The sequence below is a fragment of the Nonomuraea sp. NPDC051298 genome (assembly GCF_055586305.1).
In genome coordinates, this window is record NZ_JBVJIM010000007.1 from 363,412 (window position 1) to 386,169 (window position 22,758).

Annotated in this window: 15 protein-coding genes; 10 read left to right on the forward strand and 5 right to left on the reverse strand. The window is 73.4% G+C overall.

The genetic code is table 11. The annotated features are described in order from the left end of the window. Positions 1-231, reverse strand: a 231-nt coding sequence (locus tag ACZ6S0_RS23140) for a hypothetical protein (RefSeq protein ID WP_465921076.1), incomplete at its 3' end; no start/stop codon positions are given. A 46-nt stretch (positions 232-277) separates the two neighbouring features. Between ACZ6S0_RS23140 and ACZ6S0_RS23145 the strand changes: the two genes are divergently transcribed. Together ACZ6S0_RS23145 and ACZ6S0_RS23150 are read left to right on the forward strand one after the other, a co-directional pair. After that, a complete protein-coding gene (locus tag ACZ6S0_RS23145; protein WP_465921079.1) occupies positions 278-4,696 on the forward strand; it encodes an HAD-IC family P-type ATPase in 4,419 nt (1,472 codons plus the stop codon). 124 nt (positions 4,697-4,820) lie between these two features. Further along, positions 4,821-4,946, forward strand: coding sequence for a hypothetical protein (locus ACZ6S0_RS23150; protein ID WP_465921081.1), 126 nt, complete (start codon positions 4,821-4,823; stop codon positions 4,944-4,946). Positions 4,947-4,967: 21 nt separating this feature from the next. Here the strand turns inward: ACZ6S0_RS23150 and ACZ6S0_RS23155 are convergent, their stop codons facing one another. Then, on the reverse strand, positions 4,968-5,759 hold the full coding sequence (locus tag ACZ6S0_RS23155) for a phosphotransferase (RefSeq protein WP_465921085.1): 792 nt from the start codon (positions 5,757-5,759) through the stop codon (positions 4,968-4,970). A 125-nt stretch (positions 5,760-5,884) separates the two neighbouring features. Between ACZ6S0_RS23155 and ACZ6S0_RS23160 the strand changes: the two genes are divergently transcribed. From ACZ6S0_RS23160 to ACZ6S0_RS23170, 3 genes are all read left to right on the forward strand, one after another. Continuing rightward, complete coding sequence (locus ACZ6S0_RS23160; protein WP_465921086.1) at positions 5,885-6,835, forward strand: phosphotransferase family protein; 951 nt, start codon at positions 5,885-5,887, stop codon at positions 6,833-6,835. An 80-nt stretch (positions 6,836-6,915) separates the two neighbouring features. Then, positions 6,916-7,125 (forward strand): hypothetical protein, encoded by a 210-nt coding sequence (locus ACZ6S0_RS23165; protein WP_465921088.1) that lies wholly within the window; start codon positions 6,916-6,918, stop codon positions 7,123-7,125. A 46-nt stretch (positions 7,126-7,171) separates the two neighbouring features. Continuing rightward, the gene (locus ACZ6S0_RS23170) at positions 7,172-8,698 is read left to right on the forward strand and encodes a hypothetical protein (protein WP_465921090.1); all 1,527 of its coding nucleotides are present in this window, start codon (positions 7,172-7,174) and stop codon (positions 8,696-8,698) included. Positions 8,699-8,869: 171 nt separating this feature from the next. Here ACZ6S0_RS23170 and ACZ6S0_RS23175 read toward each other — a convergent pair whose 3' ends face one another. Continuing rightward, complete coding sequence (locus ACZ6S0_RS23175; RefSeq protein ID WP_465921091.1) at positions 8,870-10,669, reverse strand: glycoside hydrolase family 99 protein; 1,800 nt, start codon at positions 10,667-10,669, stop codon at positions 8,870-8,872. A 252-nt stretch (positions 10,670-10,921) separates the two neighbouring features. Beyond that, complete coding sequence (locus ACZ6S0_RS23180; RefSeq protein ID WP_465921094.1) at positions 10,922-12,892, reverse strand: ROK family protein; 1,971 nt, start codon at positions 12,890-12,892, stop codon at positions 10,922-10,924. Positions 12,893-13,352: 460 nt separating this feature from the next. On the opposite strand from ACZ6S0_RS23180, the gene ACZ6S0_RS23185 reads away from it, so the two are divergent. The 5 genes from ACZ6S0_RS23185 to ACZ6S0_RS23205 are packed head-to-tail and all read left to right on the forward strand — an operon-like array spanning position 13,353 to position 22,011. Further along, positions 13,353-14,315, forward strand: a complete 963-nt coding sequence (locus ACZ6S0_RS23185; RefSeq protein ID WP_465921098.1) for an ABC transporter permease — start codon at positions 13,353-13,355, stop codon at positions 14,313-14,315. After that, positions 14,312-15,220 (forward strand): carbohydrate ABC transporter permease, encoded by a 909-nt coding sequence (locus ACZ6S0_RS23190; RefSeq protein WP_344887582.1) that lies wholly within the window; start codon positions 14,312-14,314, stop codon positions 15,218-15,220. Before ACZ6S0_RS23185 ends, ACZ6S0_RS23190 begins: the two co-directional genes overlap by 4 nt. Positions 15,221-15,267: 47 nt before the next feature. After that, on the forward strand, positions 15,268-16,887 hold the full coding sequence (locus ACZ6S0_RS23195) for an extracellular solute-binding protein (protein ID WP_465921101.1): 1,620 nt from the start codon (positions 15,268-15,270) through the stop codon (positions 16,885-16,887). Continuing rightward, the gene (locus ACZ6S0_RS23200; RefSeq protein WP_465921102.1) at positions 16,884-18,917 is read left to right on the forward strand and encodes a DUF2264 domain-containing protein; all 2,034 of its coding nucleotides are present in this window, start codon (positions 16,884-16,886) and stop codon (positions 18,915-18,917) included. Before ACZ6S0_RS23195 ends, ACZ6S0_RS23200 begins: the two co-directional genes overlap by 4 nt. Next, positions 18,910-22,011: an alpha-mannosidase gene (locus ACZ6S0_RS23205; protein WP_465921104.1), complete on the forward strand. Its 3,102-nt coding sequence runs from the start codon at positions 18,910-18,912 to the stop codon at positions 22,009-22,011. Before ACZ6S0_RS23200 ends, ACZ6S0_RS23205 begins: the two co-directional genes overlap by 8 nt. Here ACZ6S0_RS23205 and ACZ6S0_RS23210 read toward each other — a convergent pair. Continuing rightward, on the reverse strand, positions 21,986-22,744 hold the full coding sequence (locus ACZ6S0_RS23210) for a TetR/AcrR family transcriptional regulator (protein ID WP_465921107.1): 759 nt from the start codon (positions 22,742-22,744) through the stop codon (positions 21,986-21,988). The two genes, ACZ6S0_RS23205 and ACZ6S0_RS23210, sit on opposite strands and share 26 nt — an antisense overlap. Positions 22,745-22,758: the final 14 nt, after the last annotated feature.

The window sequence follows — 22,758 nt, forward strand, 5'->3', positions numbered from 1 at the left end:
CACTACGGCCGCTGCGACTTCGGGTGCCGCCCGGCGTAGGACCACTACGACTGCGAAGACCTCGGGCACCGCCCGGCGCAGGCCCACTACGGCCGCCGCGACTTCGGGTGCCGCCCGGCGCAGGACCACCACGACCGCGAAGACCTCGGGCACCGCCCGCCGGAGGGCCGTCACGGCCACGAGCCCGAGGAAGACCACGACCACCACAGGCACCAGCAGACGCAAGAGCACCTCGCCGAGCAGGTGATCAGCGACGCCGCCTTAGACGGGAGGACCCATGGCGTTGTTCGGCCTGCTCTCCGCCGACGTCTTGTTCGACATGCTCCCCGAGCCGGTGAGGGGCGTCCTCCCGCGCCCCCGCCGGGTCACGCCGTGCCCAGGCGGCTATCGCATCGAGCTGCGCCACATCGGCGGGCCCCGTACGGAGGGGCCCGCCCGTACGTTGGAGGACCGGCTGCTCGCGGTCGGCGTGGCACGCGCGGAGGTGAACGGCACGCTGGGCTGCGTGTATGTGGCCTGCGACGAGACCGCCGACCTCGACAAGCTCGTGACCATCGTCGAGGAGTACGACGAGCAGGACGAGACCGGCAAACGGCGGCCCGGCCAGGCTCGCGTGTTCGACGGCGTCGAGCAGCAGGCCAGGGCCGCCGTCTGCCTGGGCCTGCAGCTCGCCGGCACCGGGCTGGCGACGACCGGCCGGCTCGCCCGCCTGCCGAGGCTGCCCGCCGTGGTGCCCAGCGTCGTCGCACTGGTCGAGCACACCCCGCGCATCCGGGTGGAGCTGGAGCGCAGGCTCGGCAAGTCCCTCGGGGACGCGGTGGTCGCGACCGGGCGGGTCGCCTCGCAGACGCTGGCCTTGCGGCCCGCGGGCCTGATGATCGACTCCGTGGCCGCGGCCGGACGTTACGTCGAGGCGCGCGCCGGGCGCCGGGCGTGGCGGCGGCGCGAGGAGGAGTTCGCCGCGGAGGACGGGGCGTACCGGCACACCGGTACGACAGCGGCGGCGCGGCCGGTCCCGCTGGGTCGCGGGCCCGTGGAACGCTACGGCGACGCGGCCGCCACGACGGGCGTGGCCGCGCAGGGCGTGACCACGCTCATCAGCCGCAACCACCACCGGGGCCTGTCCATGCTGATCACCGCCATCCCCAAGGCGGCGAACCTCGGCAGGGAGGCCTACACCAGCTCCGCCGCGCGCCGCCTGGCCGAGGGCGGCACGATGGTGCTGCGCCGCGACGCTCTGCTGCGCATGGACCGCATCGACACCGTCGTCGTGGACGCCGCCGTGCTCGCCACGGGGGACTGGACGATCGACGCCGTGCACCCGCTCACCCCCGAGGTGGACAGGGACGACCTGCACGCCCGCCTGTACACGCTGCTCGACCTCACCGATCCCGCGGCCCGGCGGGAACGCGACGGATGGGGCGTGCGCCCGCATCCCAGCGTGCCCAGGCCGTGGCGCGGGCTGGGGCTGCGCGCGGTCGAGGTGTCGCGGGACGGCACCCCGGTCGCCCTGGCCGGGCTGGCCCGCGAGCCGCACCCCCTCGCCCAGGCCCTGGTCGCCGCGCCCAAGGAGGCGTGCATGGTGATCCTGGCCGGCGGGGAGCCCGGCCTGGCAGAACGGCTGGGCGTGGAGCGTACGGTCGAGGGCGGGGCCAGGCTGGCGGCGTCGGTGCGGGCCCTGCAGGCGGAGGGGCACGGCGTGGCCGTGGTGTCGCGGCGCGGGCGGCGCGGGCTGCGCCAGGCCGACCTGGGCATCGGCGTGCTCGGCGGCGACGTGCGCGCCGCAGGGGGGCGGGTCCCGTGGGACGCCGACGTGATCGGCGAACTCGACGCCGTGCACCTGCTCCTGCGCTTCCTGGCCTCGGCCAGGACGGCGAGCAAGCGCGGCGTGTACGTGGCCGCCGCCGGATCCGTCGCCGGAGCCGGGCTGGCGCTGCTCGGCCCCGCCACGGCCGCGGTGGGCCGCGCGAACCTGGCCCGCGACTGCACGGCGCTGGCCGCCCTCGCCTCCGGGGAGTGGGCGGGCTGGAGCGTGGGCCGCGAGGCTCCTCCGGTGCCCGCCGACCACACGCCCTGGCACGCCATGGCGGTCCGCGACGTCCTGGACCGGCTGCGTACGTCCCCCAACGGGCTGACCGAGGCGGAGGCCGCACTCCGCAGAACCGACCGGCAGGCCGCCGCCGAGCCGGTGTCGCTGGTGAGGGCGTCACTGGAGGACCTGGTCAACCCGCTGACGCCGGTGCTGGCGGCGGGGGCGGGCCTGTCGGCCGCGTTCGGCTCGGTGCTCGACGCGGCGCTGATCAGTACGGTGACCGCCGTGGGCGGGCTGCTCGGCGGCGCGCAGCGCCGGGGCGCGGCCCTGGCGCTGCACCGTCTCACCGAGACCACCGCCGTCCCGGTACGGCTGCGCCGCCCCACCGGCGTCGTGGAGGGCGACGCCGACGCCCTGGTGCCCGGGGACGTGATCGAGCTGAAGGCCGGGGACGCCGTGCCGGCCGACGGACGCCTGATCCAGGCGGCCGGGCTGGAGGTCGACGAGTCGACCCTCACCGGTGAGTCCCAGCTCGTCGCCAAGACGGCCGCGCCGACGGCGGCCCCGGCCGTCGCGGACCGCGCCTCGATGGTCTACCAGGGCACGACCGTCGCGGTGGGGCACGGCCTGGCCGTGATCGTGGCGACGGGCGAGGCGACCGAGACGGGCAGGACGGCCAGGCTGGCCCAGGAAGGCCCGCCGCCGAGCGGGGTGGAGCTGCGCCTGCGCTCGCTGAGCCGCCGGATCCTGCCGGCCGCGCTGGGCTCAGGGGCGCTGCTGATGGCCGTCGAGCTGGTGCGCGGCTCGCCGATGTCGCAGGCGCTGGCCCCGGCGATCAGCATGATCGTGGCCTCGGTCCCCGAAGGGCTGCCGTTCGTCGCCACGGTGGCGGAGCTGGCCTCGGCCAAGCGGTTGTCCGTGCACAACACGCTCGTACGCAACCCGTCCACGATCGAGGCCCTCGGCCGGGTGGACGTGCTCTGCTTCGACAAGACCGGCACGCTCACCGAGGGGCACATCAGCCTGCGCCTGGTCTCGGACGGCCGTACCGAGCAGGCCGTGGAGGAGGCCACGCCCGAGCTGAGGGCGATCGTCGGGGCCGCGCTGCGCGCGGGGCCCAGGTTCGGGCGCGGGCACGCCGTTCCGCACCCCACCGACCGCGCGATCGTGAACGGCGCCGAGCGGCTCGGCCTCACCCCCAGCGACGGGCTGGAGAGCTGGCAGCGGGTGGACGAACTGCCGTTCGAACCGGCTCGCGGCTACCACGCCGTGCTGGGCCGGTCGGAGTCGGGGCAGTTGCTGAGCGTCAAGGGCGCTCCCGAGATCGTGCTCACCCGTTCGACCTCCATCGCCGTGGACGGGGGCAGCGTCCCGCTGGACGAGCGCGCCAGGCAGGAACTGGAGCAGGAGGTGGAGCGCCTGGCCCTGCGGGGCTACCGGGTGCTCGCCGTCGCCGAGCGGCCCGCGTCCAGCCGGGCCGACCTCGACGAGTCCCGTATCGAGAGCCTGTGCTTCCGCGGGTTCCTCGGGCTGGCCGACCCGGTGCGGCCGACGGCCAAACGCAGCGTGAAGCAGCTCGTGGGGGCCGGCGTACGGGTCGTCATGGTCACCGGAGACCATCCCAGCACGGCGGAGGCCATCGGGGCGGAGATCGGCGCGCTGAACGGCCTGCGCGTGATGACCGGCCCCGAACTCGAGGGGCTCGACGACGAAGCCCTGACCGAGGCGCTGCCGAAGGTGGCGGTCTTCGCCCGGGTGACGCCCGAGCACAAGGCGCGGATCGTCACCTGCCTCCGCAAGGCCGGCAAGGTCGTGGCCGTGACCGGCGACGGCGCCAACGACGTGCCCGCGATCCGGCTCGCCGACGTGGGCATCGCCCTCGGCACGAACGCCGCCCCCGCCGCCAGGGCCGCGGCCGACATCGTGATGGCCGACGACCGCATCGAGACGATCATCGATGCGATCGTGGAGGGCCGGGGCATGTGGGCCTCCGTACGCGACGCCCTGGGCATCCTGCTGGGCGGCAACATCGGGGAGATCGCGTTCACGCTCGGGTCCAGCCTGCTGACCGGCCGCAGCGCGCTGAACGCCCGCCAGCTCCTGCTGGTCAACCTGCTCACCGACATGCTGCCCGCGATGGCGGTGGCCGTCCGGCCGCCGAGCGCCGCCAGCCCGGAGCGCCTGCTGGCGGAGGGTCCGGAGGCGTCGCTGGGCGCCGCCCTGACCCGCGACATCTACCGGCGGGCCGTCGCCACGGGGGCGGCGGCGGGTGTGGCGTGGCTGCTGGCCCGGGTGACCGGCACCCGCGGCCGGGCCGATACGGTGGGGCTGATCGGTCTGGTGTCGGCGCAACTCCTGCAGACGTTGGCGCTGGGCCGGCGGGACCGGATGGTGGTGGCGGCCGTGGTGTCGTCGCTGGGCGTGCTCGGGTTGATCGTCTCGGTGCCCGGCCTCAGCCAGCTCTTCGGCTGCCGCCCGGTTGGGCCGTTCGCGTGGGGGATCGGGCTGGGCTGCGCGGCCGCGGCGACGAAGGTGACCGCGATCCTGGAGCGGCCGGACGCGGACACGGACGCGGACACGGGCACAGACACGGACACGGGCGCGGACACGGGCGCGGACACGGGCGCGGACACGGGCGCGGACACGGGCGCGGACACGGGCTGAGCATGGGGCTGAGCAGTGAACAGTCATCGTCTGTTCACCAAATCGATAGACTACTTGATACCATATATACACTTTTGGACAGAAATATGCCTGTAAGTGCTGTTCTGACCGAGTAGGTAGAGAGTTGTCTGAGTTTCTGGCCTCCCTGGTGGCCAAGGCCGCCTTCATGCTCCTGGAAGCGCTGATCATGCGCTTCGTGCAGAGCCTCATCGCGTCCATCACCCGTCCCGCAGGGGTACGGCTCGCCTGACGCGACCTCCCGCGCTGCTTGTCAGCGGGGCCTGAGCCGCTGAGCCGTCTCCAGCCAGGCGGTGACGTCGGAGTCGGCGTGGTGGCGGATGGCCCAGTCGACCAGGCGCAGGCTCATGTGCGCCCAGCAGGCCGGGGTCACGGCGCCGGGCACGCCCGCCCACAGCCCTGGGGCCCGATGGGCCAGGTCGAAGCGGAGCGTGACGAGATCGAGGTCCGCGTCGCCGCGCGCGGCGCCGTCCCAGTCGATCACGCCCGTGACGGCCCCTGCCGCGTCCACCAGGACGTTGCCCGCGTGGAAGTCGTAGTGGACCAGGTCCTCGCCCGCCAGCGTGTCGGGGAACGCGCGGCCGATCTCCTCGACCTGGTCGAGGAGGCAGCGGGTCCTGCTGTCGTACGCGCGCAGCGATCCGTGCAGGCAGAAGCCGGGGCCGTCCGTACGCAGGTGCAGCCGCACCGGCTCCAGGTCCGTGCGCCCGGCGAGGATGCCGCGGCAACGCCGGTTGATCTCGACCATGCCCGCGACGATCTCCGCCGTGGGCGCGTGCGGGGCCACGCCGGGCAGCACCCGCTGAACGACCAGCGGCGGGTGAACCAGCTCGTACTCCGGCGCGGGAACGCCCGCCGCCCGGGCCGCCGCCAGCAGGGCGCGCACGTCGGGACCGCGGGTCAGCACGGACCGGTGGCCGTCCGGCCATCGTACGTAGGCGGCGCCCACCTCCCCTCCGGCGCAGGGCCCGTCGTAGGCGAGGGGCACGGGCAACTCGCGCAGGGCCCGGTGGACGTCCAGCTTGGGGACGGGCGGCAGCGTCATGACGTCCACTATGGACGCCACCGCCCTCGCGGGACGCGTTCTCCGGGCCGGCCGACGGGGACGGGCACGCCTTCGGCTCGAATAACGGTTCGATGAGCGGCCCGCGCCGCTGGTAGCGTGCCGCCGTGACCCATGACGACACCGGCACCTCAGATCCGCGGCGCGTGGCCGAGGAGGTCCTGCGCGAGCACGGGGCCGATCCCGGCGGCGCCGAGCGCGGCCGGGGCTGGACCAACGCCACGTGGCTGACCGGCGAGTTCGTCGTCCGCGTGGCCACCAGGCCGGGAGCCGCCGACCTGCTCCGCGAGGCACGCCTGCTGCGACTGCTGCCCGCCGAGGTCGGCCATCCCCCCGTGATCGACGCGGGCGTGCTGCGCGGCCATGAGTGGGTGCTCTCCCGGCGGATCGCCGGGCAGAGCCTGGAGGAGGTCTGGCTGTCGCTCGACCACGCGGCCCGCTCCCGGGCGATCGAGCAGATGTGGGAACGCGTCCGCCACGTCCACCGCGTCGACGTCGCCGCCGCGGAGCCGTTCGCCCGCCCCCGATCGCCGTTCTTCCCCGAGAGCCCGGCGGCGGCCACGGCCGCACTCGACCGGCTCGTCTCGGCCGGTGGGCTCACCCCGGCCCAGGCCCAGGGGCTCGGCCGGGCGCTCGACCGCTTCTGGGCCGCGCTGCCCGCCGCGCCCGAGGCGCTCAACCACGGCGACTTCTGCACGCCCAACACCCTGTGGCACGACGGCCGCGTGGTCGCGCTGCTCGACTTCGAGTTCGCCGTCGTCGCCCCCGTCGCGATCGACCTCAACGAACTCGTCAAGATCGCCTTCGGCCCCGGCGACCCCGGCGAACGCACCCCGCTGCAGCCCGTGGTCCGTCGCCTCGCTGCCGCGGAGCTGGACGCGGCGGGCGGCCCCGACGTGCTCATCGGCTACTCGATCATGCTCGAGATGTGGGTGCTGGAGCACGAGCTGACCTCCGACGACCCCGACGAGACCGACCGCGCCAACGCCGCCGCCATGCTCACGGCCTTCGCCGAGGGCGACGGCGGCTACTACGCCCCACTCCTCCACCAGAGCTGAGCGCCCCGCCCGCCCGCCGTGCCGGGCCGGGGACCGGGCGCGGAACCACAGCTCCCCGTACGGCTCAGCGGAACCGTTCGGTGGCAGCGATCACTTCCGCCGCCATCCCGGCCCCGCCATGCCCCCGGGACTACCCCTGGGTGGGAACGGCGGCGCGCGGGTTCACCGACCTCCTCAGCCTGGAGACCGGCGAGCGGGACCGCGCCGACGGGATGCTGGTCGTCGTCGGCCTGGTGAGCTACGAACTGGGCGTCGAGCGGGTCGTCATCGACCTCAGAAGCATCCCGTAGGGCCCGCCGACGTCGTCCGGCCCACGCGGCTCGAGCCGTCACGATCGTGTCCCGGCATGATCCGGATACCCTGCTGTGGCGCCGGCCGGAGGAGACGTCTGCGGGGCGGCTGCTGTCGGTCGGTCTGATCAAGGAGATCGAGTTGGTGAACTCCCGGTTGGAGGGAGAGCGCATCCCGGTTCCGCGGCTGCGTCTGCTCTGGACGGTGCTGAAGGCGCGGCCGTTGCTGCTCGTGCCGGTGTGGGTGTGGCGGTGGCTGGTGCCGGTGGCGGCCGGTGGCGTCGTGGCGTCGGTCGTGGTCGCGCTCGTTCCTGCTCTCCTTCGCATTGTGGCGGGTGGCCTGATCGCTGCCGGGATGATCGCGGCGCTCCGGACGGTGGTGCCGGACAGATCGCGGGTGCCGCTGGCGGACGAGGAACTGCACCGGCTGGTCGCCGAGGTGGCCGCCGAGCTGGGACTGCGCAGGCCGAGGCGGGTGTACGCGTGGGCGCGTCCCGACGCGCTGGCCGTGCGGGTCGCTCCCTGGAGGGACGAGTTACGCCTTGGGCTGCCGTACCTGACGGAGATGCGCCGCGACGAGCTGCGTGCCGTGGTCGCGTTCGAACTCGCGCTGCTCGCCGTGCGCCGGTCCCCGCTCGCCTACCCACTGAACAGGTGGCTCACGGACTCGTGGCTGTGGCGGACGGTGCCAGCCGAGATAGAGCCTGCGGTGCTCGGCATACTCCGGGGTGCCGACGCTGCGGCGGCCCGCGTGGCAGGCGTCCCGGCCACCGTGTCGGCCCTACTGCGCGGCAGCCTGATCACGAATTCGTGCCTCTGGTTCGCCAGACGATACGGTGGTGTGGCGGCGGTGGCGGGCGGCTTCCCGCCCGATCTGTATGCGAGCTGGCGCTGGAAGGCACGCCACGACGGTCTCCTGACGGCCTTCGCCGGAGCCCTCGCGGAGGATAACGGCCCGTATTCCGCCACTGCCAGAATCGCCGCCATCACCGGTGAGGAACCTGTCGCCGTCGCGGCCCGGATCGCCGCTCTCACGGCTGCCGACGTCGCCGCCCCCATGACGGGCGCTGTCGTGGGGGAGCACCCTGCCGTCGACGGGATCGGGGCCCAGCCGGCGGACGCCGGATCGGCGGTCCTGGCCGAAGGAATGCCGGAGCGGGTTGAGAAGCGGCTGGCAAAGGCGTTCACGCGGGAAACGCACGCCCATCTGGTCGCGCGGGCCGTGCCCTTGCGCGAGATGTCCGACCGGAGCTGGGACAAGGCGTACGAGGGGGAACGCGCCGAAGTGCTGGCCGCCGCCCGCGCCCTGCTCGGCAGGAAGGAGGCGACCGTCCAGGACGTCGTGGACCTCGCCCGCGCCGGCCGAGCCGGCGAACTCGCCTGGGACCACCTCGAGTCCTTGTGCCCCCATGGGGATCCGGCCGTGTGCGTGCTCTACCCGCTGCTCCACCGCCAGTCGCGGGAGAACGGCCACGCCTACGCGCACCCGCTCGCCCGCCGCATCCTGATCGCCCCGGACGGCACCCGGACGGACGTGGCCGCGCACGCCGCGGAGATCGCGGCGGCCACATAGGCGTTCTTCGACCGGCGTTGACCGGCGAGGGCATCTTCGCCCTGCCGACGCCCGCGGCGATGACCCAGCCGCCGCCTGCCGCGCACCCAGGAGCGATGAACACCCGGAGCCGCCCGGACGGCGCGGTACGCGGTCCGGGCGGCCTCATGCGCGTCGAGGTCGGTGGATCCGTCAGGAGTCGGCGATGGAGAGGTCGTCGAGGAAGGCGGTGAAGCCGCCCGCGGCGCCGCGCCGGTCGTAGCCGACGAGGATCTTGTCGATGGTCTTGCCGTTCAGCGCGCTCCCCACCTGGCTCTGGATCGTCGTCCACGTGCCGACCTGGCCCTTGGGCGCCGCCGGATGCATGTCGACGCCGGTCGTCGTGGTCGCCGAGCTGTCGCGCAGGGTGGAGCCGTCCGTCATGACGAAGTCGACCGCGACGTGCCGGCCGCCCGCGTCCTTCGGCAGGAACGCGTACGACAGCCGCGTCCGAGCGCTCACCGGGATGTCGACGTCGAACACCTGGAAGTACGCGTACGAGTGACCGCTCGCCGTGGAGCTGCCCTGCGCGCGCAGCGCCGACTCGCCGAGCTGGTTGTCCTGGCCGGTCACCGGGGCGAGCGTGGGGGAGCCGGCGCCGCCCGGCCCGGCGACGTTCGACAGGCCGCCGGGCACCGGGGTGCTGGTCCAGGTCGGCCGGGCGTCGGTGTCCTGTTCCAGGCTCGTACGGAAGAAGACGGGACCGGCGGACAGCGGGATGGGCACCTGGGTGACGAGCGGGTCCGCACCCGAGATCATGCGGGTGGCCTTGCCCGCCAGGCGCAGGTAGAAGTCGGAGGAGACGAACTTGCCGTCGGCGCTGGTGGTCAGGAAGTACTGGTTGGTCGGGATCATCGAGGAGTCCTCGGCGGCCGGCGTGATGGCCGTGCTCTCGTCGTACTCGTCGAACATGGCGATGAACGCCTGCGGCACCCCGGCCTTGCGGACGTTGACGGCCTGCTGCCACAGGTAGTCGCCGCTGCGGCGGGGGATCTCGTTGCGCGGCCCGTCCTTCCAGTTGGACCAGGCGAAGCCCGGGTAGATCACCGGCAGGTAGTCCTGGCCCGTCGCGCTCAGCGCCGCGAGGTCGTCGGCGATCTGCGGAGCCGTGTCGGCGGTGCTGCCGACCATCCACGGCGACAGCATGTCGAACGCCCGGTAGACGGGCGCGAAGCCGGGCTTGGCGCCCGCGTCGGTACGCCAGCCGCGCGGCACCCCGCCGACCACGTACAGGCCCTGGTCCTTGAACCACCGCACCACGCGCTCGGCCTGTTCCGCGGTGCCGGGACGGTTGGTGAAGCCGAGGCCCCAGATCTCGACGACGGGCTTGCCGTTCTCCTTGGCGTAGGCGGGGGAGTCGGTCAGGCGCAGGGTGCCGGTGATGACGTTCGTCCAGTCGTCCTTGAGCACCTGCTCCAGGTTGGCGTCGGTGAGGCCGCTGACGTCGTACTCGACGTAGAAGCCGCGGCCGTACTTCTCGGCGGCGGCCCTGGCCTTGGTGGCGATCGAGTTGCGGACGACCGCCCGCGGCGCGTCGGGGACGGAGATGTCGCTGCCGAACCGCTGGAGCGCTGCGCCGTCGATGCCGTACTGGTTCATCCACGCGAAGTGCCGGTCCACGACCTCGGCCGGGTAGGACGAGAAGAGCGTGGCGGGCTGTCCGTTGCCGAGCGGCGCGTACCCGGTGGCGAACTTGGCGGAGGCCGGGTACTGGGTCATGTCGGGGTAGAGCTCGAAGGTCTGGTTGCCGGGCGACGGCTGGGTTCCGGCCCAGTGCCGCCAGGCGTTGAGCGGCGACCCGTCACCGGGGGCGCTGAACCACCCCTGGTATCCGGCGTACACCTTGTTCTTCAGGGTCGGGTTGGCGTTCTTGGGGGTCGGGTCGGCGGCCGCGGAGGCCGCGGGCAACCACTGGGCGGTCACCAGGAGGCAGATGACGAGGACAAGTCTCACGATGCGCCTTCGGGGTCGGGGGGCAGGGGACCGCGACCGCGGACCACCGGACGAGGGCGCGGCGAACAGGGACGCGCGCCATCGCGTCATGGCAGGCCGAGGTACGCGGGCCGCGGGGCGCCAAAGGTACGGCCGGTCCACGCGGGTGTGGTCGAGCGACTTATGTGACGGCTATGTAAATCCAATGGATTGACTATGTCAATGCCCGAAACATCGCCGCCCCTGTCGCAGCCCCCTGCCCGCCCCGCTCGCTCAGGCCCGGCGAGCCGGCCGGGCGCGCGTGCTCAGGCTCGGCGTGAACGCCTCGTGGAACACGCTCGACGCGGCCCCCACCGCGGCCGCCGCCTCGTTGAGACGGGACTGCGCGACGTGCACGTCACGCACGTGCCGCGCGAGCGGGAACCGGTTGACCGCCGCCGCGATCCCCCGCCGGTAGATCTCGGCCACCGAGGGCAGCACGGCCGGGCCGCCGATGATGACCAGCTCCACGTCGAGGAGGTCGACGAACCCGACCGCCCCGAGGCCCAGCACCCTGGCCACCTCCTCCAGCACCGCGACCGCGCGTCCGTCGCCGCGCGCCGCCGCCGCGCACACCCACTCGTACGCCCCGTCGCCCTGCGGCACCACCAGCCCCGCGGCGATGGCACGATCCACCACCGCCGAGATCGGCGCGCACTCGGGGACGCTGCCGGGACCGCCCTCGGCCGTCACCGCACCCGTGTTGATCGCGCACAGGCTCCCGACCTCCCCGGCGTTGCCCGTGGTGCCGCGATAGACGTCGCCGTTGAGGAACGCGCCGCTGCCCGCCCCCGCCCCGAGGTAGAGGTAGACGAAGTCGCCCGCCCGGTCGGCGGCGCCCAGCCAGCGCTCGCCGATCGCCGCGGCGGTGGAGTCCTTCTCCACGATCACCGTGGTGTCCAGCCGCTCGGCCAGCTCGGCCCGGAGCGCGACCTCCTCCCAGCCCTTGAACAGGGGCGGGTCGAGCAGCAGCTCGGCCCGCGTGTCGAGCGGGCCGGGCACGGCCACGCCGACGCCCAGCAGCGCCTCGGACGCGGGCGTCGCCGCCGCGGCCGATTCGAGCGCCAGCCGCGTCATCTGCTCGATGCACCACGACGGCTCGCGCCGCCCCGCGAGGGGCATCTGCCGCTGGTCGAGGACCTCCCCGCACAGGTCGACCGCCACCACCGTGATCATCTCGGGGTCGAGGTGCACGCCGATGGCCGAGGCGGCGTCGGGCCGCAGCCGCAGCGGCACCCGCGGCTTCCCTGCCCCGGCCGGCTGCCGCTCGTCCTCGGTCAGCAGGCCGGAGGTGAGCAGGTTGCGGGTGATCCTGGAGACCGCCTGCGGCGTCAGCCCGGTCTGCTCGGCGATCTCCACCCGGCTGAGCGTCACCGCCTGCCGGATGCTCTCGATCACCAGCTTCTCGTTGTACGAGCCGAGCGCGAGCTGGTTGAACGCCCGGGGAGCCGGGTGGGCCTGCGCCTGCTGCACCGCGGGCTCCCAGCGCAGCCACGTGAAGACCGGCCCCTGGGGGCCGTCGGCGTGGTCCTGCGCGGCCCCGGTCAGCGCGCTCAGCACCGGCCTGACCCGGCCGGGGAACTCCGCCAGCTCGGCCAGCGCGACGGCGCACGCGGTGCCGTACCAGGTCATCCCGGGACCGGCGCGGTGCCAGGCGGCCTGTCCGGTCGCCGGGCCTGCCGCCGGGGCCGCCGCCGGGCCGGGCGGTGCGGCGGGCGGTGCGGCGGGCTCGCCCCAGGTCAGCACGTGCAGCTCGCTGTCCGGGTGGCGTTCGGCGAGCGCGGCGACGAGCGCGCCGGGGTCACCCGCGGAGCCGTTGGGAGCGCCGGCGGAGGCGCCGTCGGCGGCGGGCAGGGCGTCGCGGACGCGGTCGAGCTGGGCGGCGAGCGCCGTGTGGATCGAGCGCCGCTCGTCGGCGTCGGCCGCCCGGCCGCGCTGCCCTCTCGGGCGGGCGCCCTGGCCCAGGACCAGCACGGCCGACTCGCCCCTGGCCCAGATGCCGAGCAGCTCGGCGCGCGGGCAGGGCGGGTCGGAGGGCAGGACGGCGGGGCCGCTCTCGCCCGGCGCGTATCCCCAGTGCCGCCACACCTTGGTGAGCGTGGCGTGGGAGATGCCGAGGTGGTCGGCCAGCGCGCGCGCCGACCACGTGCGGCCGGGGGCGGGCGGCCCGGCCAGCGTGGTCGCCAGGACCTCTCCCTCGTCCACGCGGGGCGCGCGTCCGCCGGCGCCGCGACCGGTTTCCTCCGCGGTGTTTCTGCGTGCGGCGCTCACGCCGCGAAGGAGGATCGCAGTGGGCGCTTCCGGCCGCCCCGCGCATGGAGCCGGAGCGGCGTCGTGCCTGCTGGGGCCGCATCGGCCGGGAGCGGCCTGTGCCCCGCGTTCGTCTCTCGCATGGGCTTATCCAACACCCTTCGCCGCTCCGGAGTCCAACCGGCGGACACCCGGCGGACAACTGGCGAAGAACCGTCGGACGTGCCCGATCGAGCCCGTCCGCCGCCGTTCCGGCGACGTTCTCGCGGCGGTCTCGGGACGGTGACGGCGGCGGTGACGGCGGGCACGGGAGGGGAAGGTGCCCTCGATGACCCTTGACGTAAGTCAATTCAATGGATTTACATGTTCGACACACAACCCCTCGCCCTGACCCCCCGTAACGAAGGGCACCCCCATGTCCTTGCTCACCCAACGGAGTCCGCGCAGCGATCCCGGGGCCGCCCCGCCCCACGACGGGAAACGCGGCGGCCGCCGAGACCGGTCGCTGCTCTGGTTCGCGGTCCCCGGCGTTCTGATCGTCCTGCTGTTCCACTATGTGCCGCTGCTGGGGCACGTCATCGCGTTCCAGAACTATCAGCCGTTCATCGGTATCTGGCACAGCACCTGGGCCGGCCTGGACAACTTCGCGGTGCTCTTCAACGGCGACGAGGACTTCCTGCGCGCCCTGGTCAACACCCTGCAACTGCTGCTGATCCAGGTGGTGTTCGTCTTCCCCGCGCCGATCCTGCTCGCCCTCGCGATCAACAGCCTGCTCAGCGAGCGCGTCAAAATGATCGTGCAAAACGTTTTGTACCTGCCGCACTTCCTCTCCTGGGTGGTCGTCGTCGCGATCTTCCAGCAGATGCTCAGCAACGGCGGCCTGGTCAACGTCTTCCTGCGCGCCCAGGAGCTGGGCACGTGGAACATCATCGGCAACCCCGACCTGTTCCAGGCGCTGCTCACCTCCCAGGTGATCTGGAAGGACACGGGCTGGGGGACGATCCTCTTCCTGGCGGCGCTCTCCCGGGTCGACACCCAGCTCTACGAGTCTGCGGCGGTCGACGGCGCCGGCCGCTGGCGCCAGACCTGGCACGTCACCCTCCCGGCGCTGCGCAGCCTGGTGGTGCTGCTGCTCATCCTGCGGCTGGGCGACGCGCTCAGCGTCGGCTTCGAACAGATCATCCTGCAGCAGCCGGGGGTCGGGCTCGAATCCAGCGAGGTGCTGGACACCTACGTCTACAACCAGGGACTGCTGGCCGGCGACTGGGGTGTGTCCGCGGCGGTCGGCCTGGTCAAGGGGCTCATCGGCGTGGTTCTCGTGCTCGGCGCGAACAAGGTCGCCCATTTCTTCGGCGAGGAAGGGATCTACCGCAGATGACCACTCCCACGAGCGATCTCGTCGTCATCCCCGGGCAGACCCCCGCCTCGCTGCCGTGGCGGGCCGCCAAGTCCGTGCTGCTGCTGGTCTGCTGCCTGCTGGTGGCGGTGCCGTTCTTCTCGATCGCCGCGACGTCGCTGGCGGACACCAAGCAGGTCAACGAGGCGGGCGGGTTCGTGCTGTGGCCGGAGCGGCCGACGCTGGAGGCGTACCGGGCCATCCTCGAGGGCGGGCTGGTCTCGCAGGCCCTGCTGGTGAGCGTCGGCGTCACGGTGGTCGGCACGGCGCTGGCCCTGGTGTCCAGCGTCACCCTCGCGTACGGGCTGAGCCGCCCGGGCAGCCTCGGGCACCGGCCGGTGCTGATGATCCTGCTGTTCTCCCTGCTGTTCACACCGGGCGTGATCCCCAGCTACCTGCTGATCAAGGAACTGGGCCTGATCAACAGCTACTGGTCGCTGATCCTGCCCACGATGGTCAACGCCTTCAACGTGATCGTGCTGCGCTCGTTCTTCATGAGCATTCCCCGCGATCTCGTGGACGCCGCCAGGATCGACGGGGCGCGTGCCGGGCAGATCCTGCGCAGCATCGTCATCCCGCTGTCCAAGGCGGCGATCGCGGTGGTGGGGCTGTTCTACGCGGTGTCGTACTGGAACGCGTTCTTCAACGCCATGCTCTACATGAACGAGTCCGCGAAGTGGCCCATGCAGCTCGTGCTGCGGACCTACGTGGTCAACAACGCGGCCATCGGCGCAGGTGAGGCCGCCGCCTCGGGAGCGGCGCTGCCGCCCTCGCAGGCGCTCCAAGCCGCGATCCTGGTGCTGTCCGTCGTCCCCATCGTCGTCGTCTACCCCTTCCTGCAACGCCACCTCAGGAAGGGCGTGATGATCGGGGCCGTCAAGGGATGAGCACACGGACGTGAGCAGGCCACCCGCAACCGAAGGAGAGGCCCGAGATGGGTGCTGATGTCACGCGCAGAACCGTGTTGCGCGGCTCACTGGGCGCCGCCGCCGGGCTGGCCCTGGCCGCCTGCGGCGACGGCGGCCCCGCCGTACCGATGGCCGACAACGCGAAGGTACGGCTCCCCGACCACGTTCCCTACCAGGGGGTCAAGGCGGACTTCCCGGGCACTCCCGAAGGGGTGCTCAACGGCTACCTGCACTACCCGGGCAGCCCGGTCACCGCCTTCCCCGGCGGTCCGCCGGCCGCCGGGCCGCCCATCTCGGTCATGGCGATGACCTTCAACCCGGTGCCGCCGCCGATCGGGCGCAACGCGTACTGGCAGGCGCTCAACCGCAGCCTCGGCACCGAGCTGCGGTTCGAGATAACCCCCATCAGCGACTACCCGAGCAAGTTCGCCGTCATCATCGCGGGCGGCGACCTGCCCGACGCGATGGCCGTGCGCCCCGAGATCCCGCAGCGCCCCGCCATGCTCAACGCCCTGTTCCAGGACCTGTCGGAGCACCTGTCGGGCCCGGCCGTGCGAGAGTACCCCTACCTGGCGAACATCCCCACCGCGCACTGGCGGGCCACCGTCTACAACGGTGGGATCTACGGGCTGCCGATGCCCCGCGCGAACGTGGGATCGGTGATGTTCTACCGCGCCGACCGGGTGAGGGAACGCTCCCTCGATCCGGACGTGTCGGACTTCCGGGCGTTCAAGCAGCTCTGCACGGACCTGACCGACTCCCGCAGAAGCCGGTACGCCCTCGGCGACCCGGTCCCCTCGCTCTACTTCGTGCTGGAGATGCTCGGCGTGCCGAACCAGTGGCAGGAGAGCGGCGGCCGGTTCACCTCGTGGCTGGAGCACGAGCGGCTGCCGCAGGGCCTGGACGCGATGCGGCAGCTCGTCACGGCCGGCCTGCTGCATCCGGACGCGTTCACGGTGACCGGCAAGTTCAAGGACTGGTTCGGCAGCGGCCAGATCGCCATCCACTACGACGGCAACGCCGGCTGGAACGACTTCTACCGGCGCTACGCGCAGGACACCCCGGGGTTCGCGATCGACGGCATGCTCGCCCCGGGATTCGACGGCGGGCCGGGCACCCATTGGGCGGGGCTGTCCAGCTTCGCGACGCTGGCGTTCAAGAAGGCGCCGCGCGAGCGCATCCGCCAGTTGCTGCGCGCGTGCAACGCCCTGGCCGCCCCCTTCGGTACGGACGCGTACAAGCTGCGCAAGTACGGCGTGGAGGGCGTCGACCACACGCTGCGCGGCACCGACCCGCTGCTGACCCCCACCGGCACCGTGGAGACGACGCTGCCGACGATTTTCGTGACCGACGCCCCGATCTCCCTCTATTTCCCGGAAATCCCGGACGTCGTCCGCACCCAGCACGACTTCCAGAAACGCGCCGTCGACGTCCTGGTGCGCAACCCCGTCGAGGGGATGTACTCCGAGACCGACGTCACCGTGGGCGGCCCGCTGACGGTCCGCATGCAGGACGAGCTGAAGGCCGTCATGCAGGGCCGCAAGCCGCTCTCGTCGTGGAGCGACACGCTGCGCACGTGGCGCAAGGAGGGCGGCGACCGCATCCGAGCCGAGTACGAGCGCTACTGGGAGAGCATCAACCCATGACGCGACCCACCCGCCCAGACCATGACCCCGGCCGAGTCCATGACCCCCGCCAGGACTTTCGCACCCGCGCAGCCTGGGAAGAGCTGGCCGACCGGCTGCTGCTGGCGGTCCGCCCCTACGCCTCGGCCCGCCACGCGCTGATCGACCTGCCGGGACCGCCCAGCAGGAGCGGCCCCTGGAGCGACGGGCTCGAAGGCTTCGCCCGCACGTTCCTGCTCGCCGCGTTCCGGCTGGCCGGAGCGGGCGGCGACGACCCGCACGGCCTGGCCGACTGGTACGCCACCGGCCTCGCGGCAGGCGCCGACCCGGCGAGCGAGGAGCGCTGGCCCACCTTCGCCGAACGCCGGCAGGCCAAGGTGGAGGCGGCCTCCATCGCACTGGCCCTGCACGAGACCCGGCCGTGGATCTGGGACCGGCTGAGCGAGACCACCAGGGGCCACGTCCTGGCCTGGCTCGCCCACATGGTCGGCGACGACATGCCCGCCAACAACTGGATCTGGTTCCAGGCCGTCACCGAGGCGTTCGCCCGCACGGCCGGCGGCGCCTGGAGCCCCGACGACCTGACCAGGACCATCGAGCTGACCGACGCGTGGTACGCGGCCGACGGCTGGTACTCCGACGGCCTGACCGGCGGCGAGCACCGCAACTACGACCACTACAACGGCTGGGCCATGCACTTCTACCCGCTGTGGTTCTGCCGCATCCTCGGCGACCAGGCGCCGGACGGGCTGGCCGACCGCTACCGGGAACGGCTGCGGCGCTTCCTCGACGACTTCCGCCACCTCGTCGGCGGCAACGGGTCGCCGCTCATCCAGGGGCGCTCGGTGACGTACCGGTTCGCCGCGCTCGCACCCCTGTGGACGGGCGCCCTGTTCGAGGCCACCCCGCTGCCGCCCGGGCAGACCCGGCGGCTGGCCGGCCGCATGCTCGGCCACTTCACCGGGCACGGCTCGATCGACGAGCGGGGCCTGCTCACGCTCGGCTGGCACCGGCCCTTCCGCCCGGTGCTCCAGGTCTACTCCGGGCCGGGCTCGCCGTACTGGGCGAGCAAGGGCTTCGCCGGGCTCCTGCTGCCCCCCGAGCATCCGGTGTGGAACGACGCCGAGGTGCCGCTGCCCGTCGAGTCGGGTGACTTCGCCCGTACGCTGGGCGCGCCCGGCTGGCTGGTGTCCGGGACCCGCGCGGACGGCGTCGTGCGCGTCGTCAACCACGGCGCCGACCACACCGACCCCGCCCGGTGGCACTCCGACGACCCGCTCTACGCGCGGCTGGCCTACTCGACCCACGCGGCCCCCGAGACCCCCGAGGATCCGCGCGGCGGGCCGGTGGACTCCTCGGTCGTCCTGGTGGACGCCGCCGGGAACGCCGGCCACCGGCGGCCCTTGCGGCGATTGAGCGTCGAGGGCCGCGTCGCGGTCTCGCGCAGCCGCGCGCACTGGCCCGCCGACGAGCGCTGGGACTGCTTCGGCGGCCCGGACACCGGCTACCGGCTGGGCCCCTGGATCACCGTGGCCTCCGTGCTGCGCGGCGCGCTGGAGGTCCGGCTGGCCCGCGTCGACCCTGCCGTCGACCCTGCCGTCGACCCTGCCCCCGTGAGCCCGGACGACGACCCCGGCCCCTGGCGGCTGCGACTCGGCGGCTGGGCCATACCCACCTCCGACGAGCCCACGAACAATTCGGGCGCACCGGCGGAGGCCACCGTGCGCGGCGGCGGGCTCCACAGCACGGTGGTGGGCCTGCACGGCTTCGACCGGGCCCACGTCCACCACGGCTCGGACAGCAACGCGCTGTCCCCGGTCTCCGCCACCCCCGCGGTCCTCGCGGACGAGGTGCGCTTCGGGCGGCCGTACGCCGCGGCGGTGTACCTCGCGGGCACGCCCCTGGCCGCGGAGCACCTGCCCGAGGTGCGCTTCGAGTCCGAGGAGAGCGCCGTCGTCCTGTGGCCCGACGGCGAACGCGACCTGATCCACCTGACCGCGCCCCCGCACCCCCCGCACCCCACTGAGAGGGAAACTTCACCCGATGCATGACGACCGACGGCTCACCGAGGACCGCGTCACCGCGTTCCTCGACAGGAAGCTGCGGCCCGCGCTCTACAGCGCGCGGCTGCCGCTCGACCTGTCCGCCTGGCGTGTCCCCGGTGAGCCCGTTCCCGTCGCCTCGGCGCTGAGCGCCCGCTACGAGCCGTTCTCCGTGGGGGAGGGCTGGGGAGCCCCGTGGGCGACCACCTGGCTGCGCGCCCGTGCGGAGGTTCCGGCCGGATGGGCGGGCCGCCGCGTGGAGGCGGTCTTCGACCTGGACTTCGACCTGACGAAGGGGCCGGGCGGCCAGGCCGAGGGCTTCGTCCACGACGCGGCCGGCGTGCCGATCCAGGGGCTGCACCCGTACAACCGGTCGGTGCTGCTGGCCCGGGAGGCGGCCGGTGGCGAGCAGGTGGACCTGCTGGTCGAGCTGGCGGCCAACCCTCCCATCACGGGCAGCGCCGGGCGCGGCACGCACTACGGCTCCAAGGAGAGCGCGGGCACCGACGACCTCTACCGGGTCAAGGTCGCCGACCTCGCCGTGCGCGATGAGGACGTCTGGCACCTGCTGCTGGACATGGAGGTGCTGGACGAGCTGATGCGCGAGCTGCCCACCGGCTCGCCGCGCCGCCACGAGATCCTGCGGGCACTCGGCCGCGCCATCGACGCCGTGGACCCCTGGGACCTCCCGGCCACCGCCGCGGCCGGGCGCGAGCGGCTCGCGGACGTGCTGGCCAGGCCCGCCCACGCCTCCGCGCACACCATCGCGGCGGTCGGCCACGCCCACATCGACTGCGCGTGGCTGTGGCCGCTGCGCGAGACCGTACGCAAGTGCGCCCGTACCTTCACCAACGTCGTCACCCTCGCCGAGGAGTACCCGGAGCTGGTCTTCGCCTGCTCGTCGGCGCAGCAGTACGCCTGGATGAAGGAGCAGCGCCCCGAGATCTTCGAACGCGTCCGCAAGGCCGTGGAGCAGGGCACGTTCGTGCCCGTCGGCGGGATGTGGGTGGAGGCCGACGGCAACCTGCCCGGCGGTGAGGCGCTGGCCCGCCAGCTCGTGCTCGGGCGGCGCTTCTTCGCCGCCGAGTTCGGCGTCGAGCAGGACGGGGTGTGGCTGCCCGACTCCTTCGGGTACACCGCCGCCTACCCCCAGCTCGCCCGGCTGGCCGGGGCCCGCTGGTTCCTGACCCAGAAGCTCTCCTGGAACGCCACCAACCGCATGCCCCACCACACCTTCGACTGGGAGGGCATCGACGGCACCCGCGTCCTGACCCACTTCCCGCCCATCGACACCTACAACGCGGAGCTGACCGGGCGGGAGCTGGCCCACGCCGAGCGCACGTTCGCCGACAAGGGGGCGGCGGGCCGCTCGCTGGCCCCGTTCGGCCACGGCGACGGCGGCGGGGGACCGACGCGCGAGATGCTGGAGAAGGCGCGGCGGCTGCGTGACCTGGAAGGCTCGCCGAAGGTGCGGATCACGCGGCCGTCGGAGTTCTTCGCGCAGGCCCGCGCCGAGTATCCGCGCCGTCCCGTCTGGCGCGGCGAGCTGTATCTGGAGACGCACCGCGGCACGTTCACCAGCCAGAGCCGTACGAAGCGGGGCAACCGCCGCGCCGAGCACCTGCTGCACGAGGCCGAGCTGTGGGCCGCGGCGGCGGCCGTGCACGCCGGAGCCGACTACCCGTACGAGGAGCTGGAGGCGATCTGGCGGGAGGTGCTGCTGAACCAGTTCCACGACATCCTGCCGGGCACCTCCATCGCCTGGGTGCACGAGCAGGCCGAGGAGACCTACCGGCGCGTCCACGCCGCTCTGGAGCGGATCGTCGACCGGGCGCTGTCGGCGCTGGTGACCGGGGACGAGGGCGTGACCGTGGCCAACGCGGCCCCGACGGCCCGGCGGGAGGTCGTCGCCCTGCCCCCGGACGTCCCCGCGCCGCCCGGCGCCCAGCGGCTGGCCGACGGCCGCCACGCGGTGGCCGTCGTGGCCCCCGCGCTGGGCACGGGCGCCGCCGACCCCGAGCCGCCCGCGCCCGTCGCGATCGAGGCCGGCGACGACGGCTTCGTCCTGGACAACGGCCTGCTGCGGGTCCGCGTCGACGGCGCGGGCCTGGTGCGCTCGGTGTTCGACCGTGCGGCCGAGCGCGAGGTCCTGGCCCCCGATCGGCCCGGCAACCTGCTGCAACTGCACCGCGACGACCCCAACCTGTGGAGCGCCTGGAACCTCGACCACCACTACCGCAACACCGTGCGCGACCTGACGGAGGCCGACTCGGTCGCGGCCGTCGAACGCGGGCCGCTGCTCTGCGTGGTACGCGTCACGCGGACGTTCGGCGGCTCGCGCGTCGTGCAGGACCTCGAACTCGCCGCGGGCAGCCGCCGCCTGGTCGTGCGCACCGACATCGACTGGCAGGAACGCGACGCGGTGCTCAAGGCGGCCTGGCCGCTCGACGTGCACGCCGAGCACGAGAGCGCCGAGATCCAGTTCGGGCACGTGCGGCGGCCGACGCACGAGAACACGAGCTGGGAGGCGGCCCGCTTCGAGCTGTGGAACCACCGCTGGGTGCACGTCGGCGAGCACGGGTTCGGCGCGGCCCTGCTGAACGACTCCACCTACGGCCACGACGTGAGCCGCCACACCCGCGACGACGGCGGCACGACCACCACACTGCGCCTGAGCCTGCTCCGGGCCCCGCACAGCCCCGACCCGCAGGCCGACCGGGGACGGCACGCGTTCACGTACGCGCTGGAGGCCGGGGCCGACGTCGGCGCGGCCGTCTCCGGCGGGTACGCGCTCAACCTGCCGCTGCGCGCGCGAACCGGCCGGGCGCGGGCCGAACCCCTGGTCACCGTGGACAACCCGGCCGTGGTCGTGGAGACGGTCAAGCTCGCCGACGACCGGTCGGGCGACGTCGTGGTGCGGCTCTACGAGTCTCGGGGCGGCGCCGCGCGTACGACGCTGACCAGCGCCTTCGACCTGACCTCCGCCCACGTGACCGACCTGCTCGAACAGCCGGAGACCCCGCTCGACCCCGCCGGCGGCCGTGGTCTGCGGCTGTCGCTGCGCCCGTTCCAGATCCTCACCCTGCGCCTGAGCCGTCCCTGACCCGTCCCGGGGGTCGGAGGCGGGTGGCGAGGCCGTCGAGGACGCAGGCGAGGCCCTCGTCGAACTCCCGGTCGCGGGCGTCGCGCCGGTGCCGGTCGCGCTGTGCCGCGTAGAGCGTGCGCAGGCGCGGGTAGTCACGCACGGCCCGCTCGGCGGCGGGCCACAGGCGGTCGGTCCACTCCTGCTCGTCGTGGCCGCTGCGGGCCAGCTTCGTCAGCCACGCGGCCTCGCTGGTCGACCTGCCGACGACGTACGCCGTGACCGTGTTCAGCCCCTGGTCGGCCGCCTCCAGGGAGAAGCCGCCCGCCTCGAACGCGGCGAGCGTGGCCTCCGACAGCCGCAACACATTCGGCCCCAGGTAGGCCACCCCCGCCTCGCCCAGCACGGACCCGATCCAGGGGTGGCGCAGCAGCGCCGCGCGCATGCTGTGGGCGCTCCTGGTGACGGCCGGCCGCCAGCCCGCGCTCGCGGCGGGCGGCTCGATCTCGCCGTAGACCTCGTCGACGACCAGTTCGAGCAGTTCCTCCTTGCTGGCCACGTGCGTGTACATCGAGGTGGCCCCGGCGTTGAGCCGGCTGCCGAGCCTGCGCATGCTCAGGGCGTCGATGCCCTCGGTGTCGAGCAGCTCCAGCGCGGCGGCGACGATCTGCTCACGGCTCAGCGCCGGTTGCTCCTTGCGCCGGGGCAGGGGGCGGGCCCACACCGACACGAACGGTTCCTGGTCGCCGGGCATGCGGCCTCCTGATC